General features: G+C 71.8%; 12 protein-coding genes. 9 read left to right on the top strand and 3 right to left on the bottom strand.

Annotated features, from left to right (window positions below):
* The first annotated feature begins 84 nt into the window (after nucleotides 1–84).
* Nucleotides 85–3,141 (top strand): NPCBM/NEW2 domain-containing protein, encoded by a 3,057-nt coding sequence (locus KI385_RS10435; RefSeq protein WP_238571909.1) that lies wholly within the window; start codon nucleotides 85–87, stop codon nucleotides 3,139–3,141.
* 95 nt (nucleotides 3,142–3,236) lie between these two features.
* Here KI385_RS10435 and KI385_RS10430 read toward each other — a convergent pair whose 3' ends face one another.
* Complete coding sequence (locus KI385_RS10430; protein ID WP_238571908.1) at nucleotides 3,237–4,295, bottom strand: PAC2 family protein; 1,059 nt, start codon at nucleotides 4,293–4,295, stop codon at nucleotides 3,237–3,239.
* A 273-nt stretch (nucleotides 4,296–4,568) separates the two neighbouring features.
* Here KI385_RS10430 and KI385_RS10425 point away from each other — a divergent pair, with 273 nt between their 5' ends.
* The 8 genes from KI385_RS10425 (at nucleotide 4,569) to KI385_RS10390 (ending at nucleotide 13,175) form a co-directional block, all read left to right on the top strand.
* Nucleotides 4,569–5,915 carry an enolase C-terminal domain-like protein gene (locus KI385_RS10425; RefSeq protein WP_238571907.1) on the top strand — a complete coding sequence of 449 codons (1,347 nt, stop codon included), beginning with the start codon at nucleotides 4,569–4,571 and terminating at the stop codon, nucleotides 5,913–5,915.
* Nucleotides 5,912–6,712: an SDR family NAD(P)-dependent oxidoreductase gene (locus KI385_RS10420; RefSeq protein WP_238571906.1), complete on the top strand. Its 801-nt coding sequence runs from the start codon at nucleotides 5,912–5,914 to the stop codon at nucleotides 6,710–6,712. The genes KI385_RS10425 and KI385_RS10420 overlap by 4 nt, the downstream gene beginning before the upstream one ends.
* A 66-nt stretch (nucleotides 6,713–6,778) precedes the next feature.
* Nucleotides 6,779–7,810, top strand: coding sequence for a sugar ABC transporter substrate-binding protein (locus KI385_RS10415; protein WP_238571905.1), 1,032 nt, complete (start codon nucleotides 6,779–6,781; stop codon nucleotides 7,808–7,810).
* A 5-nt stretch (nucleotides 7,811–7,815) separates the two neighbouring features.
* Nucleotides 7,816–9,363 (top strand): sugar ABC transporter ATP-binding protein, encoded by a 1,548-nt coding sequence (locus tag KI385_RS10410; RefSeq protein WP_238571904.1) that lies wholly within the window; start codon nucleotides 7,816–7,818, stop codon nucleotides 9,361–9,363.
* A complete protein-coding gene (locus KI385_RS10405) occupies nucleotides 9,360–10,394 on the top strand; it encodes an ABC transporter permease (RefSeq protein ID WP_238571903.1) in 1,035 nt (344 codons plus the stop codon). Before KI385_RS10410 ends, KI385_RS10405 begins: the two co-directional genes overlap by 4 nt.
* Before the next feature lie 10 nt (nucleotides 10,395–10,404).
* On the top strand, nucleotides 10,405–11,406 hold the full coding sequence (locus KI385_RS10400) for an aldo/keto reductase (protein WP_238571902.1): 1,002 nt from the start codon (nucleotides 10,405–10,407) through the stop codon (nucleotides 11,404–11,406).
* Between the two features lie 23 nt (nucleotides 11,407–11,429).
* Nucleotides 11,430–12,260 carry an amidohydrolase family protein gene (locus KI385_RS10395; RefSeq protein ID WP_238571901.1) on the top strand — a complete coding sequence of 277 codons (831 nt, stop codon included), beginning with the start codon at nucleotides 11,430–11,432 and terminating at the stop codon, nucleotides 12,258–12,260.
* A 126-nt stretch (nucleotides 12,261–12,386) separates the two neighbouring features.
* A complete protein-coding gene (locus KI385_RS10390; protein WP_238571900.1) occupies nucleotides 12,387–13,175 on the top strand; it encodes a 3-oxoacyl-ACP reductase family protein in 789 nt (262 codons plus the stop codon).
* Nucleotides 13,176–13,239: 64 nt separating this feature from the next.
* On the opposite strand, the gene KI385_RS10385 is transcribed toward KI385_RS10390, so the two are convergent.
* Both KI385_RS10385 and KI385_RS10380 read right to left on the bottom strand, forming a co-directional pair.
* Entirely contained in the window at nucleotides 13,240–13,911 is a 672-nt protein-coding gene (locus KI385_RS10385; protein ID WP_238571899.1) for a FadR/GntR family transcriptional regulator, read from the bottom strand.
* Between the two features lie 85 nt (nucleotides 13,912–13,996).
* Nucleotides 13,997–15,043, bottom strand: a complete 1,047-nt coding sequence (locus tag KI385_RS10380; protein WP_425356898.1) for a glycoside hydrolase family 18 protein — start codon at nucleotides 15,041–15,043, stop codon at nucleotides 13,997–13,999.
* Between the last annotated feature and the right edge of the window lie 91 nt (nucleotides 15,044–15,134).

The raw sequence follows: 15,134 nt of genomic DNA, 5'->3' as shown, positions 1-15,134 counted from the left end.
GTCATGGGCGGGCACGCAGAAATCCAGCAGTCCGGTTCAAGAGTCCATGGTGGCCGACCGTGCCGGCGGGCTAGAGCTGCGGGCATGAGGAAACCAACAGGACTGCGGGCGGCGGTCGTTGCCGCGCTGCTCGGACTTGCGACGGCCGTCGCGGGCCCGGTGGGCAGCGTACGGGCCGACGGTCCCGCGCCCGCACAGACCGTCGGCGACATCACCGGCTTCGCCGCGGACGGGCCCGTCTACCATCTGCACGCCGGCAAGGCCGAGGCCCGCGTCAGCTTTGTGACGGACCGTACCTTCCGCGTCGAACTCGCGCCGGACGGCACCTTCTCCGACCCCACCGGCAAGGACATCGTGCTGCCCCAGGGCGCGCCGCCGGCCACCCACTGGCGTGACGCCGGCGACGCCTACGAACTCAGCACCTCCCAGGTCACCCTGAAGGCCTTCAAGGCGCCGCTCCGCCTGGAGCTGCGGCGGGCCGACGGTTCGCTGGTGTGGTCCGAGGCGAAGGGGCTGAGCTGGGACGACAAGACCACCACCCAGACCCTTGCGCGCGGCGCCGAGGAGCAGTTCTACGGGGCCGGGATGCAGAACGGGCGCGGCAACACCTCGCACCGCGGCCGTACCGTCGAGGTGGGCGTCGACTACAACTGGAACGACGGCGGACATCCCAACTCCGTCCCGTTCTACCTGTCCTCCACGGGGTACGGCGTCTTCCGCAATACGTACGCGCCCAACACCTATGCCTTCGACGACCCGGTGACCACCAGCGCCAAGGAACGGCGTTTCGACGCCTATTACTTCGCCGGGCCGAGCGCCAAGGACGTGATCGGCCAGTACACCTCGCTGACCGGAAAGCCTTTCCTGCCACCGCTGTACGGGCTGGAGATCGGCGACTCGGACTGCTATCTGCACAATGCGAACCGGGGCGAGCGGCACACCCTGGACGCCTTGAAGATCGCCGACGGGTATACGCGGAACGATATGCCCAACGGCTGGATGCTGGTCAACGACGGCTACGGCTGCGGCTATGAGAACCTCGCACAGACATCACAGGGCCTCGGCGAGCGGAAGATGAAGCTCGGTCTGTGGACCGAGGACGGTATCGACAAACTCGCCGATCAGGTCAAGGCGGGCCAGCGGATCGCCAAACTCGATGTCGCCTGGGTCGGCGACGGCTACAAATTCGCCCTGGACGGCTGCAAGGACGCCTACAAGGGAATCGAGGACAACAGTGACGCGCGGGGCTTCACCTGGGCCCCGGAGAGCTGGTCGGGGGCGCAGCGCTGCGGCGTCCAGTGGTCCGGCGACCAGAGCGGCACCTGGGACTACATCCGCTGGCAGATTCCGACGTATGCCGGCGCGACGATGTCCGGACTCGCCTATACGACCGGCGATGTGGACGGCATTTTCGGCGGCAGCCCGAAAACCTATGTCCGCGATCTGCAGTGGAAATCCTTCCTCCCGGCGATGATGACGATGGACGGCTGGGCGGACAGCGACAAACAGCCCTACCGCTACGGCGAGCCCTACACCTCCATCAGCCGGAAATATCTGAAGCTGAAGGAGTCGCTGCTGCCGTACATGTACTCCTACGCGGCCGAGGCGACCCGGACCGGTGTCGGCCCGGTGCGTCCGCTGTCGCTCGAATATCCCGACGACCCCAAGGCCGGCACCGACGCGGCCAAGTACGAGTTCCTCAGCGGCCAGGACTTCCTCCTCGCGCCCGTCTACAAGGACAGTGACACCCGCGACGGCATCTATCTGCCCAAGGGCACCTGGGTCGACTACTGGTCCGGGCGCACCTACCAGGGACCGACGACGATCGACGGCTACAGCGCGCCGCTGGACACCCTGCCGCTGTTCGTCAAGGCCGGTGCCGCCGTGCCCATGTGGCCGGGCATCAGGTCGTACCAGGACCGCACGGCCGGCTCGCCGCTCGCCTGGGACATCTATCCGCAGGGCCGTTCCTCCTTCACGCTCTACGAGGACGACGGTGTCACGCGTGCGCACCGGGACGGCGGCAGCGCCACCCAGCGGGTACAGGTGGCGGCGCCGCGCTCCGGGGGCGGCGACGTACGGATCGACGTCGGGGCCTCCCGGGGCTCGTACGAGGGCAAGCAGACGAGGCGGCCGTACCTCTTCACCGTGCACACCGGCGACGCACCGCGCGGTGTCGAGCTGGCGGGCCGGCCGCTGAAGCGGCTGCCGTCCGCGAGCGCGTTCAAGTCGGCGGACGAGGGCTGGTTCTACGACCCGGCGGACCGCGCGGGCGTGGTGCAGATCAAGACCGCGGCCCGCGCCACCGACCGCGCCTTCGGCCTGACGCTGAAGGGCGCCAGCGCGGTCGGCGGGCGGACACCGGGCGCGGTGGTCGCGGTCGGCACGCCGGGCGGCCAGGAGGTGACCAAGGGCGCGCCGACGACCGTACGGACGGCCGTCACGGCGGGCACCCGCGATGCCCGTGAGGTGTCGGTGTCGCTGGCCGCGCCCCAGGGCTGGGCCGTCTCCGCACCGGTGCGCCACGGGCGGATCGCGGCCGGCGCCACCTGGCGCGACGCGCTGACGCTCACCGCGCCCAAGGACGCCGGGAGCGCGGACCCGGTCACCGTCACCGCGACCGTCCGCTACCGGTCGGCGGGGGCGCTGCGTACCGCGGTGCACCGCTTCGAGGTGCGGGCCGTGCCACCGGCGCCCACCGCCGACACCTGGGCGAGCGAGATGGAGTGGCTGAGCGCCGTCAATGGCTACGGCCCGGCCGAACGGGACCGCAGCAACGGGGAGTCGGGGGCGGCGGACGGCCATCCGCTCACCCTCGCCGGGAAGACGTACGCCAAGGGCATCGGGACGCACGCCAACTCGGACATCGAGTTCTTCGCCGGCGGACGCTGTACGTCCTTCACCGCGGACGCCGGGATCGACGACGAGATCGCCGACTACGGGGCGGTGACCTTCTCCGTGGAGGCCGACGGCAAGGTGCTGTGGACCTCGCCCCGGCTGACCGGGAAGTCGGCGCCGGTGGCGGTGGATGTGCCGCTGGGCGGTGCCCGGCACGTACGGCTGAAGGTGACCGATACGGACGGCAAGAAGTCCGGCGACCACGGCGACTGGGCGGGGGCGCGCTTCCACTGCTCGGGGTGAAGCCACTGCGGACCTGAGGGGAAAACGCACGGGGCGCCGAACCGGCTCGATGGCCGGTTCGGCGCCCTTCGCCGTGCCGCGGACGGGCCGCGGTCTCAGCTTGTGCCGGTCTCCGGGCCGTCGTCCTCCTGCTTGTCCGTGGAGTCGGTGGAGCCCTTGTCCTTGCCGGTGTCCTTCGGCTCGCGCGGCTCCTTGGACACCGGGCGGGGCGGCCGGGTGCGTCCGCTGGCGGTGTCGCGGAGGTAGGAGCTGTCGCGGCCGTCGCCGAGCCCGCCCTCGGTCGCCACACCGGGGCCGGCCTGCGGATCGCGGCGGCGCAGATAGCGCTCGAACTCGCGGGCGATGGCCTCGCCGGACGCCTCCGGGAGGTCCGCGGTGTCCCGCGCCTCCTCCAGCGACTGGACGTACTCGGCGACCTCGCTGTCCTCGGCCGCCAGTTGGTCCACGCCCAGCTGCCAGGCGCGCGCGTCCTCGCTCAGCTCGCCGAGCGGAATCCGGATGTCGAGCAGGTCCTCCAGACGGTTGAGCAGGGCGAGGCTCGCCTTCGGGTTGGGCGGCTGGGAGACATAGTGCGGCACCGCCGCCCACAGGCTCACCGCCGGCACGCCCGCGTGGGTGCACGCCTCCTGGAGGATGCCGACGATGCCCGTCGGGCCTTCGTAGCGCGACTCCTCCAGGTCCAGCCGGCGCGCGAGATCCGCGTCCGAGGTGACCCCGCTGACGGGGACCGGACGGGTGTGCGGGGTGTCGCCGAGCAACGAGCCCAGCACCACCAGCATCTCCACGCCCAACTCATGGGCGAAGCCCAGGATTTCGTTGCAGAACGAGCGCCAGCGCATGCTGGGCTCGATACCGCGGACCAGGACGAGATCGCGCGCCCGGCCCTTGCCGTTCGCATCGCTGACACGGACGACGGAGAGCCGGGTCGTCGGCCACGTGATCTTGCGTACGCCGCCGTCCAGGAAGACGGTGGGACGGTTCACCTGGAAGTCGTAGTAGTCCTCGGCGTCGAGCGCGGCGAAGACCTCGCCCTTCCATTCCCGGTCCAGATGTGCGACCGCGGCGGAGGCGGCGTCGCCGGCGTCGTTCCAGCCTTCGAACGCGGCCACCATGACCGGGTCGATCAGCTCGGGTACCCCCTCGAGCTCGATCACCCAGCGCCTCCTTCCGACCGGATCGGCCGTCTGGGGCGGCCGCCGGCAGCAGTTCCATTGCGTGCGTCACCAAGACTACGGCTTCTGCGGTGCCGGTCCGCAGCCCCTGTGCACGAACGGGTACCGATTCATCCGATGTGTGACCAGAACTGATCGCTCAACTTCCGTACAGGGTCTGGACGCGGTCTTGCGTACGGGGCTATACATCGGATGACCGGGAAAGGTCCGATGTTAGTTCCGATGTTCTCCCGCAACATCCCAGGGGGCGTGCGCATGGCCGTAACCGACACCGTCACCGAGCTCGAGGTCCACGACGTCCGCTTCCCCACCTCGGAGCAGCTCGACGGTTCGGACGCCATGAACCCGGACCCCGACTACTCCGCCGCCTATGTCGTCCTGCACACCGGCAGCGGGCCGCAGGGGCACGGCCTCTGCTTCACCATAGGGCGCGGCAACGATGTCATGGCCGCCGCGATCCGGTCCCTCGCGCCGTACGTCGTCGGCCGCCCCGCGCCCGCCACCGCCGCCGACCTCGCCGCACTGCACCACGACCTCACCCATGACTCCCAGCTGCGCTGGCTCGGCCCCGAGAAGGGCGTGATGCAGATGGCGGCCGGTGCGCTGGTCAACGCCGCCTGGGATCTGGCCGCCGGCCGGGCGGGCCTGCCGGTGTGGGAGTTCCTCGCCACGCTGACCCCCGAGGAACTGGTCTCGCTCGTCGACTTCCGCTACCTCTCCGACGCCCTGACCCCCGACGAGGCGCTGGCCATCCTGCGCGCCGCCGAGCCCGGCCGCGCCGAGCGCACCGCCCGACTCCGGGCCGAGGGCTACCCCGCGTACACCACCTCGCCCGGCTGGCTCGGCTACGACGACACCAAGCTGGTGCGGCTGGCCAAGGAAGCGGTGGCCGACGGCTTCGGGCAGATCAAGCTGAAGATAGGCGCCGACCTCGACGACGACAAACGGCGGATGCGGCTGGCCCGGGACGCGGTCGGCCCCGGCGTACGGATCGCCGTCGACGCCAACCAGCGCTGGGACGTGGCCGAGGCCGTCCGCTGGATGACTGCTCTGGCGCCGTACACCCCGCACTGGATCGAGGAGCCGACCAGCCCGGACGACGTCCTGGGGCACGCCGCGGTGCGCTCCGGGCAGCCGGTGAAGGTCGCCACCGGCGAGCATGTCGCCAACCGGGTGGTCTTCAAACAGCTGTTGCAGGCCGGCGCCGTGGACTTCGTCCAGATAGACGCCGCGCGGGTGGCCGGGGTCAACGAGAACCTCGCGATCCTGCTGCTGGCCGCGAAGTACGGCGTCCCGGTGTGCCCGCACGCCGGCGGGGTGGGGCTGTGCGAGCTGGTGCAGCATCTGGCGATGTTCGACTACGTGGCGGTGTCCGGGAGCTGGGAGGACCGGGTGATCGAGTACGTCGACCATCTGCACGACCACTTCACCGACCCGGTCGTCGTCGAACAGGGCCGCTACCGCGCCCCCTCCGCACCCGGGTTCTCCGCCCGGATGAAGCCCGCGTCGATCGCCGCCCACCGCTTCCCCGACGGGCCGGTGTGGCGCGACCGGCCCCACCACAACCACCAGCAGCACGGCGAGCAGGAGGTCTCCGCATGAGCGCCGGACAGTGGACCGGCCGGCAGCCGGCCGACTTCGAGGGGATGAGCGCCCTCGTCACCGGCGGCGGCTCCGGCATCGGGGCGGCCACCGCCGCCCTGCTGATGGCGCGCGGCGCCAGGGTCGCCGTCCTGGACCGGGACCCCTCGGGCGCGCCCGCCGGGGCGATCCAGGTCACGGCCGAGGTGACCTCCGACGCCGCCGTACGGGCCGCCGTCGCGGAGGCCGTCGGGGAGCTGGGCGCCCTGCACACCCTCGTCGGCAATGCGGGCATCGGCGCCATCGGCACCGTCGAGGACAACGACGACGCGGAGTGGAGCCGGGTGCTGGACGTCAACGTCCTGGGGCTGGTGCGCACCGCCCGCGCCGCGCTGCCGCAGCTGCGCCGTACCGCCGCCGACGCCCCGGGACGGGTCTCCATCACCCACACCTGCTCCATCGCCGCCACCGCCGGCCTGCCGCAGCGCGCGCTGTACAGCGCCAGCAAGGGCGCGGTCCTCTCGCTGACTCTCGCGATGGCCGCCGACCACGTCCGCGAGGGCATCCGGGTCAACTGCGTGAACCCGGGCACCGCCGACACCCCGTGGGTCGGCCGGCTGCTCGACCGGGCCGACGACCCGGCCGCCGAACGCGCCGCCCTCAACGCCCGCCAGCCGATGGGACGGATGGTCACAGCCGACGAAGTCGCCGCCGCCATCGCCCACTTGGCGTCCCCGTCCGCCTCCGGCATCACCGGAACCGCACTCGCCGTCGACGGCGGGATGCAGGGCCTGCGCCTGCGGCCCGCCACCACCTGACCTGCCCCTGCGCCCCGTACCGAGAGACTCGCACCCCAGCCGCACACCACCACCGAGGGACCACCCATGAGACTGCGTACGACCGGCGCGGCGGCCTGTGCCGCGGTGCTCGCCACCGCCGCGCTCGCCGGCTGCAACCGCGGCAGCGACACCGCGGGCGGCACGATCGGCATCGATATGCCCCGTACGGACACCGACTTCTGGAACTCCTACCAGCAGTACCTCGAAAAGGACCTGGACCACGGCGGCCCGGCCGCGCTGCCGCTGTCCAACTCGCAGAACGACATCGCCAAGGTCGTCTCCAATGTGCAGGCACTGACCGACCAGGGCGCCAAGGCGATCGTGATGGCACCGCAGGACACCGGCGCCATCGCCGCCGAACTGCGGCGCCTGGAGGAGAAGAAGATCCCGGTCGTGAGCGTGGACACCCGCCCCGACGAGGGCAAGGTCTACATGGTCGTACGCGCCGACAACCGCGCCTACGGCGAGAAGTCCTGCGAATACCTCGGCAAAAAGCTGGGCGGCAAGGGCCGGGTCGCCGAGCTCCAGGGCGACCTCAGTTCCATCAACGGGCGGGACCGCTCGGAGGCGTTCGCGTCCTGCATGAAGAAGAAGTTCCCGAAGATCACCGTGCATGAGCTGGCCACCGACTGGAAGGGCGAGGTCGCCTCCGCCAAGCTGCAGAGCCTGCTCGCCCAGCACCCGGACATCAACGGCATCTACATGCAGGCCGGCGGTGCCTTCCTGCAGCCGACCCTTGCCCTGCTGGAGCAGAAGAAACGTCTCAAGCCGGCCGGCGCCGACGGGCACATCACCGTCATCTCCAACGACGGCATCCCGGACGAGCTGGACGCGATACGCGCCGGCAAGATCGACGCCACCCTCTCCCAGCCCGCCGACCTCTACGCCAAGTACGCGCTCTACTACGCCAAGGCCGGCCTGGACGGCAAGACCTTCACCCCGGGACCGACCGACCACGACTCCACCATCGTGAAGATCAAGAACGGTCTGGAGGACCAGCTGCCGGCGCCCCTGGTCACCAAGGACAACGTCGACGACAAGAAGCTGTGGGCCAATCAGCTGGAGAAGAAGAAATAGTGGCCGTGGAGACCGACGACCGGGCGGCGGTGCACGCCGAGGGGGTCGTCAAACGCTATGGGCCCACCGTCGCCCTGGACGGCGCCCGTCTGACCGTACGGCCCGGCGAGGCGCACGCCCTCGTCGGCCGCAACGGCGCCGGCAAGTCCACCCTGGTGTCCGTACTTACCGGTATGGAACGCCCGGACGCCGGCCGGGTCACCTTCGGCGACGAGCCCGCCCCCGGCTGGGGCGACACCGCCGCCTGGCAGCGCAAGGTCGCCTGCGTCTACCAGAAGTCGATGACCGTGCCGGAGCTGACCGTCGCGGAGAACCTCTATCTCAACCGGTTCCACGGCGAGCGCACCATCCGCTGGCGGGCGCTGCGCGAGCGGGCCCGCGAACTGCTCGCCGAATACGGCGTCGAGGTCGACCCGGCCGCCCGGATCAGGGATCTCGGCGTCGAGCAGCGGCAGTTCGTGGAGATCGCCCGCGCACTGTCCTTCGGCGCCCGGCTGATCATCCTCGACGAGCCCACCGCCCGGCTCGACGCGGGCGGCATCGACCGGCTCTTCGGCAAGCTGCGCTCCCTGCGCGCCCAGGGGGTGGCCTTCTTGTTCATCTCGCACCATCTGCAGGAGGTCTACGAGCTGTGCGACACCGTCACCGTCTTCCGTGACGCCCGGCATGTGCTGACCGCACCCGTCGCGGGGCTGGCCGAGGACGACCTCGTCGCGGCGATGACGGGCGAGCGGGCGGGCGCGGCACGGCCGGTGCGGACGGCCGCGCGGACGGCGGGTGAGCCGCTGCTGCGGACCGAAGGGCTGGCGGCGGACGGGCACTTCGCACCGCTGGACCTGACCGTACGGGCCGGTGAGGTGGTGGGGCTCGCGGGCGCCACGGCCAGCGGGAACACCGCGATCGGCGAGACCCTGGTCGGGCTGCGCGCCCCGGACGGCGGCCGGATCGCGGTACGCGGGCGGCCGGTCCGTACGGGCAGCGTGCCGCACGCCCTCGACGCGGGCATCGGCTACGTCCCCGAGGACCGGCACCGTGAGGGCCTCATCCTGGGCCGCAGCGTCGCCGAGAACGCCACCTTGGCCGTCGCCGACCAGCTCGGCCCGATGGGGACCGTACTGCCCTCCAGAACCCGCGCGTTCGCCCGGCGGATGATCGCCGCACTGGACATCAAGACGACCGGGCCGGGCCAGCCGGTCTCCGGGCTCTCCGGCGGCAATCAGCAGAAGGTCGTGATCGCCCGTGCGCTGGCCCGCGAACCCGCGGTGCTGGTCGCCATCCGGCCCACCAACGGCGTGGACGTCAAATCCAAGGACGCGCTGCTGGGCGTCGTACGGGAGGTCGCGGACGGCGGCAGCGGCGCCGTGATCGTCTCCGACGAACTGGACGATCTGCGGATCTGCGACCGGGTGCTGGCGGTCTTCCACGGCCGGGTGACCGCCGAGTTCACCGGCGGCTGGCGCGACCACGAACTGGTCGCCGCGATGGAGGGGATGGGGAGCGAAAGCTCCCCGGGCACGCAGGACACGGCAGGAACGGAAGGAACCGCGCCATGACCGAGACCGCATCGCCACCGGCCACCGACGCGGTGGACGCACCACCGGTGCGCAGCCGGCCCCGGATCGATCCGGCTCGCTGGCGGGACTTCTCGCTGGTGCCGGTGATCTTCGTGCTGGGCGTCATAGGCTTCATCGTCTCGCCCGCGTTCCTGACCCAGGACAACCTCATCGGCGTCATCCAGCAGTCCACGGAGCTGGGTCTGCTGGTGCTCGGTGAGGCGCTCATCCTGATCAGCGGGCGGATGGACCTGTCGCTGGAGTCGACCATCGGCCTGGCGCCGGTGATCGCCCTGTGGCTGGTGATGCCGGCGCACGGCGCCCGCTTCGCCGGACTGGAGCTCTTCCCCGCCTGGACGGCGATCCCGCTGTGCCTGGCCGTGGGCGCGGCCGTCGGCGCCACCAACGGCTTCCTCATCCTCAAACTGCGGGTCAACGGCTTCATCGCCACCCTCGGCATGCTCACCATGCTGCGCGGGCTGCAAGTGGGCATCTCCGAGGGCCAGTCCATCGGCAATGTCCCGGAGTCCTTCGCCTATCTGGGCAAGGCCGACTGGATGGGCATCCCCGCCGCCGTCTGGATCTGCCTCGCCCTGTTCGCGGTCGGCGGCGCGGCCCTGGGGTACCTCCGGCACGGGCGGGCGCTGTACGCCATCGGCGGCAACCCGGAGGCGGCCCGCGCGGCCGGCGTACGGGTGGACCGCATCACCTGGATCGTGCTCGCCGTCGGCGGGGTGCTCGCCGCCTTCGCCGGCATCCTCTACACCGGTCACTACGGGGCGGTCTCCGCGAGCCAGGGCAACGGCTGGATCTTCCAGGTCTTCGCGGCCGCGGTGATCGGCGGCATCAGCCTCAAGGGCGGCCGCGGCACCCTCTTCGGCGCGCTCACCGGTGTCCTCACCCTCCAGCTCGTCATCAATGTGATGACGCTGGGCGGGGTGCCACCCCTGTGGACACAGTTCCTCAACGGAATGATCATCATCATCGCGCTGGTCATCTCCCGTTTCACCAGCGGCGAGAAGCAGGACTGAGAGGCCCGCCATGCGATATCCACCCCACGGGCCACGGGAGTTGGGGCGGACCGGTGTCACCGTCCCGCCCCTGGGCCTGGGCTGCGCACCGCTCGGCAACCTCTACCGCGCCGTCCCCGAGGAACAGGCGCGCGACGTCGTACACACCGCCCTCGCCACCGGCGCCGGCTACTTCGACACCGCACCGCACTACGGCCTGGGCCTGTCCGAGGAGCGGCTCGGCCGGGCGCTGCGCGGCCGGGACCGCGGCAGCTACACCCTCTCCACGAAGGTCGGCCGCCGGCTGCGGCCGCTCGCGCCGGGGGAGGAGACGGCCGGCGAGGGCTTCGTCGACACCCCCGCACGCGCCCGGGTCCGCGACTTCTCCCGCGACGGCATCCGCGCCACGCTGGAGGCGTCCCTGGAGCGGCTCGGCGTGGACGCCGTCGACATCGTCCATCTGCACGATGTCGAGGACCATCTGCGTGAGGTGTACGAAACCGGCTTCCCGGCCCTCGCCGAACTGCGGGCGCAGAAGGTGGTGCGCGCCATCGGCTTCGGGATGAACCACAGCGATCTGCTGGCCCGCCTGGTCGCCGACCTCGACGTGGATGTGGTGCTCTGCGCCGGCCGCTGGACGCTGCTGGAACGCACCGCCCACGACGATCTGCTGCCGGTGTGCGCGCGGCGCGGCACCTCGGTGGTGGTCGGCGGCGTCTACAACTCCGGGCTGCTGGCGAACCCGTCACCCGGCGCGCCCTACAACTACGCCCCGGCCCCCGCCGAGCTGCTCGACCGGGCACGTCAACTCGCCGCCGTCTGTGCCCATTTCGAGGTCCCGCTCAAAGCGGCCGCGCTCCGCTTCCCCTTCGGGCACCCCGCCGTCGCCGCCGCCCTGGTCGGCGCGGCCACCCCCGAGGAGATGGCCGAGAACGCCCGGCTGTTCACCCACGACATCCCGGACGAGCTCTGGCATACGCTCGTCGCCCGCGGCCTGCTCGCCCCCGACCTGCCGCTGCCCCTGAACGACTGATTCCGCCCCGGAGCGCGCCCCTGATGCGTATCGACGCCCATCACCACCTGTGGGACCTGACCCGGCGCGAGCAGCCCTGGATGGACGGGCCCTGGGCCGATCCGATCCGCCGCAGCTACGCGCTGACCGACCTCACCCCGCATCTGACCGCGCACGGCGTCGACGGCACGGTCCTCGTCCAGTCGTCGTCCTCCTACGAGGAGACCGCCGAGCTGCTCGCCCTCACGGCGGCGGGGCCGGTGCGCGGTGTCGTCGGCTGGGCCGATCTCACCGATCCGGCGCTCACCGAGGCGCTCGCGGCGCTGCCCGCCGGGCTGGTCGGCATCCGTCATCAGGTGCAGGACGAGCCGGACCCCGACTGGCTCACCCGCCCCGACGTGCTGCGCGGCCTGGGCGTGCTGGCCGACGCCGGGCTGGTCTACGACCTGCTGGTCACCCCGCGCGAACTGGCCGCCGCGCACACCGCCGTACGCGCCCTGCCGCAGCTGGCCTTCGTCCTGGACCACGCCGCCAAACCGGCGGTCGCCCAGGGCGACTGGCAGCCCTGGGCGGACGCGATCAGCGGCCTCGGCCGGCTGCCCAACCTCAGCTGCAAGCTGTCCGGGCTGGTCACCGAGGCCGACTGGGACGCCTGGCGGCCGCAGCAGATCCTGCCCTACGCCCGCCATGTCCTGGACGTCTTCGGCCCCGACCGGGTGATGTTCGGCTCCGACTGGCCGGTCTGCACGCTGGCCGCCGGCTACGAGGACGTGGTGGCGCTCGCGGAGTCCGCCACCGGCCAGCTCGGCGCCGCGGAGCGGTCGGCCGTCTTCGGGGGCACGGCCGGGCGGGTGTACGGGATCGGGGCGTTGTAGGGGCGGTGCCGGGCCACCGGCACGGCGTCCGGATTCCGCCGGTTTCGGGTCGCGTCGCGCCGGAGGATCGAGTCGTACCGCGGACAGACGCGGGGCGCTTACCGACTCGATACGAAGGTGATGACGATGACGGCGACCGAGATGACGGCGACGGCGGCGGCAGCGGCGAGCGGCACCCGGCCGCTGGCCGGCAAGGTGGCCCTGGTGACCGGCGGCAGCCGGGGGATCGGCGCCGCGACGGCGCTGCGGCTGGCCGTGGACGGTGCGGCGGTGGCCCTGACGTACCGGAGCCGGCCGGACAGTGCGGACCAGGTCGTCAAGGAGATCGAGCGGGCCGGCGGGCGGGCCTGGGCGGTACGCGCCGACAGCGGCGAAGCGGAAGAGGTCTGGGCGTCGGTGGCCGGCACCGTCGAGCGGTTCGGGCGGCTGGACATCCTGGTCAACAACGCGGGTGTCGGTGTGCTGGGGCCGTTCGAGGGGATCTCCCTGGACGATGTCGACCGGGTGCTGCGGACCAATGTCCGTGCGCCGTTCCTGGCGGCGCAGGCCGCGGCCGCACATCTGACCGAGGGTGGGCGGATCATCTCCATCGGCAGCTGCATGGTCGAGCGGGTCGCCTTCCCCGGCGGCACCCTCTACGCCACCAGCAAGGCCGCGCTCACCGGCCTCACCAGGACCCTGGCCAGGGAGCTGGGGCCGCGCGGCATCACCGCCAACCTCGTGCACCCGGGCCCCATCGACACCGAGATGAACCCGGCCGACGGCGAGAGCGCAAAGATGCAGGCGGGGCTGACCGCACTCGGGGCGTACGGCCAGGCCTCGGATGTCGCGGCGACCGTGGCCCATCTGGCGGGCGACGGCGGGCGCTACATCACGGGCGCCTCGATCGCGGTCGACGGCGGCTTCGCGGTCTGAGCGTCACGGAGACGGCGGCGGGCGGCCGCGCGGGCACGGCCGCCGGCTCGCGTGGCGGCGAGCGTCACAGCGACGAGCGCAACCACTGCTCCACGCTGGCGATATGCACCGTCGCCCAGGCCCGCGCCGCCTCCGCGTCCCGGTCGCGCAGCGCCCCGAGGATCGCGCGATGCTCGGTGAGAGTGCGGGTCACCGCGTCCTTCTGTGTCAGCCCGCGCCAGATCCTGGCCCGGGTGGTCGGGCCGGACAGCCCGTCCAGCAGCGAGCAGAGCACGGAGTTGCCGGACGCCGCGACGATGCCGCGGTGGAACTCCAGATCGCAGGCGACCAGATCCTCGACCGAGGGGTTCGGCCCCAGCGCGTTCAACTGGACTTCCAGGACGTCCAGTTCCGCCGGTCCTATACGGCCGGCCGCCATCGCCGTGGCCGCCGGCTCCAGGATCCGGCGGACGGCGAGGAACTCCAGCACCGTGTCATCGCGGTGGAAGTCCACCACGAAACTCATGGCCTCCAGCAGGAGTTGCGGATCGAGGCTGGTGACGTAGGTGCCGTCGCCCTGGCGCACATCCAGGATGCGGATGAGGGAGAGCGCGCGGACCGCCTCGCGCAGCGAGTTGCGGGACAGGCCGAGCTCGGCCGCCAGCTCGCTCTCCTTCGGCAGCCGGTCGCCCGGCCGCAGCGCGCCGGAGACGATCATGCCCTTGATCTTCTCGATGGCCTCGTCGGTGACCGCCATGGCCGACCTCCCCGCTCGGACCCGCCGGATCTCATCGCCCGGTTGTCGCCCGGATATCGTCACAGACATCCGATGTCTGAGCCCATTATGACCTGTCCCGCCGCCCCCAACCGCTCCCGTACGCGGCCCAGTCCTCCTCCGTGGCGGCGAAGTCGACATACAGCGCCATACCGAACCGCCGGCGGCCCGGATCCTCCCGGGTCAGCCCCAGCCGTATGCCCCGCACCGCGGCCCGCACGGTCTCCGCCGAGGCGTGATGGCCGATGTCGTCGGTGTGGTAGAAGGGCAGCCCCATCAGCAGATCGGTGTGCGGCCCGGTCGCCTCCAGCGCCAGCCGGGTCTGCTGCGCCAGATAGCCGCCGTAGAGGCTCTCGGTCGGCAGTCCGGTGTCGTACGACATCAGCGCGATCTGGTCGACCCGGCGCGCCACCTGCCCGAAGAACCGCTGGGACAGCCATTTGTGATGGCCCGTCACCGCCTTGGTGACCGTGTGCAGGTCGGGCAGCGGATCGATCTGATGGACCGCTACGGACAAGACCCCGCCCCGGCTGTGGACGGCGGGCCCGAGCCGGTCCAGCAGCCGCAGATAGTCGGGGTTGTCGGAGTGCAGCGGCTCCACATCCAGATGGACCCCGGCGAAGCCCTCCGCCAGCACCTGACGGGCGCTCGCCACGATCGCCTCACGGGCCGCGGCGTCCGACAGCCGCAGCCCGCCCCGCTCGCCCGGCTCGTACACCAGCCGGTCGCCCAGCCAGGCGTGCACCCGCACCGACGGCAGTTCGCGGTGCACCGCGGCGATCAGCCAGCGCGCCCGCGGATAGGCGCGGCGGGCCGGCGGCAGGGTGCCGTCGTGCTCCAACGGCCCGGCGTGCACATACAGATCACGGATGCCGGTGCCCTCGATGCGCCGTCGCAGCGCCGCCACGTCGGAGGCGTCCCGCCGCCCGTCCACCCAGGCATGCCCGAGCCAGAAGGCGTCCCGCCCGCGCGTCGTGGCCTCCGGCGCGGCCACGCCCGCGTACTGGGCGCGCAGCGCCGTCGCCGCCAGGGTCACCGGCAGCACGACCAGCACGGCCACCACCCAGGCCGCCCACTTCGCCGTACGTCGCCATCGTCGCCGAGCCATCGCCATCCCCCCGTTGATGCGTCTCGGTGCACATCATGGCAGCCGCCACTGACAGTGACCGCGGGGGCTGCCCCCGCCCGCCCCGGCCCCGCGACGG

The organism is Streptomyces inhibens (assembly GCF_022221585.1).
Lineage (GTDB): Bacteria > Actinomycetota > Actinomycetes > Streptomycetales > Streptomycetaceae > Streptomyces > Streptomyces inhibens.
Note: the sequence above shows the minus strand (reverse complement) of the source record. Positions and strands in the feature narration are given on the sequence as shown.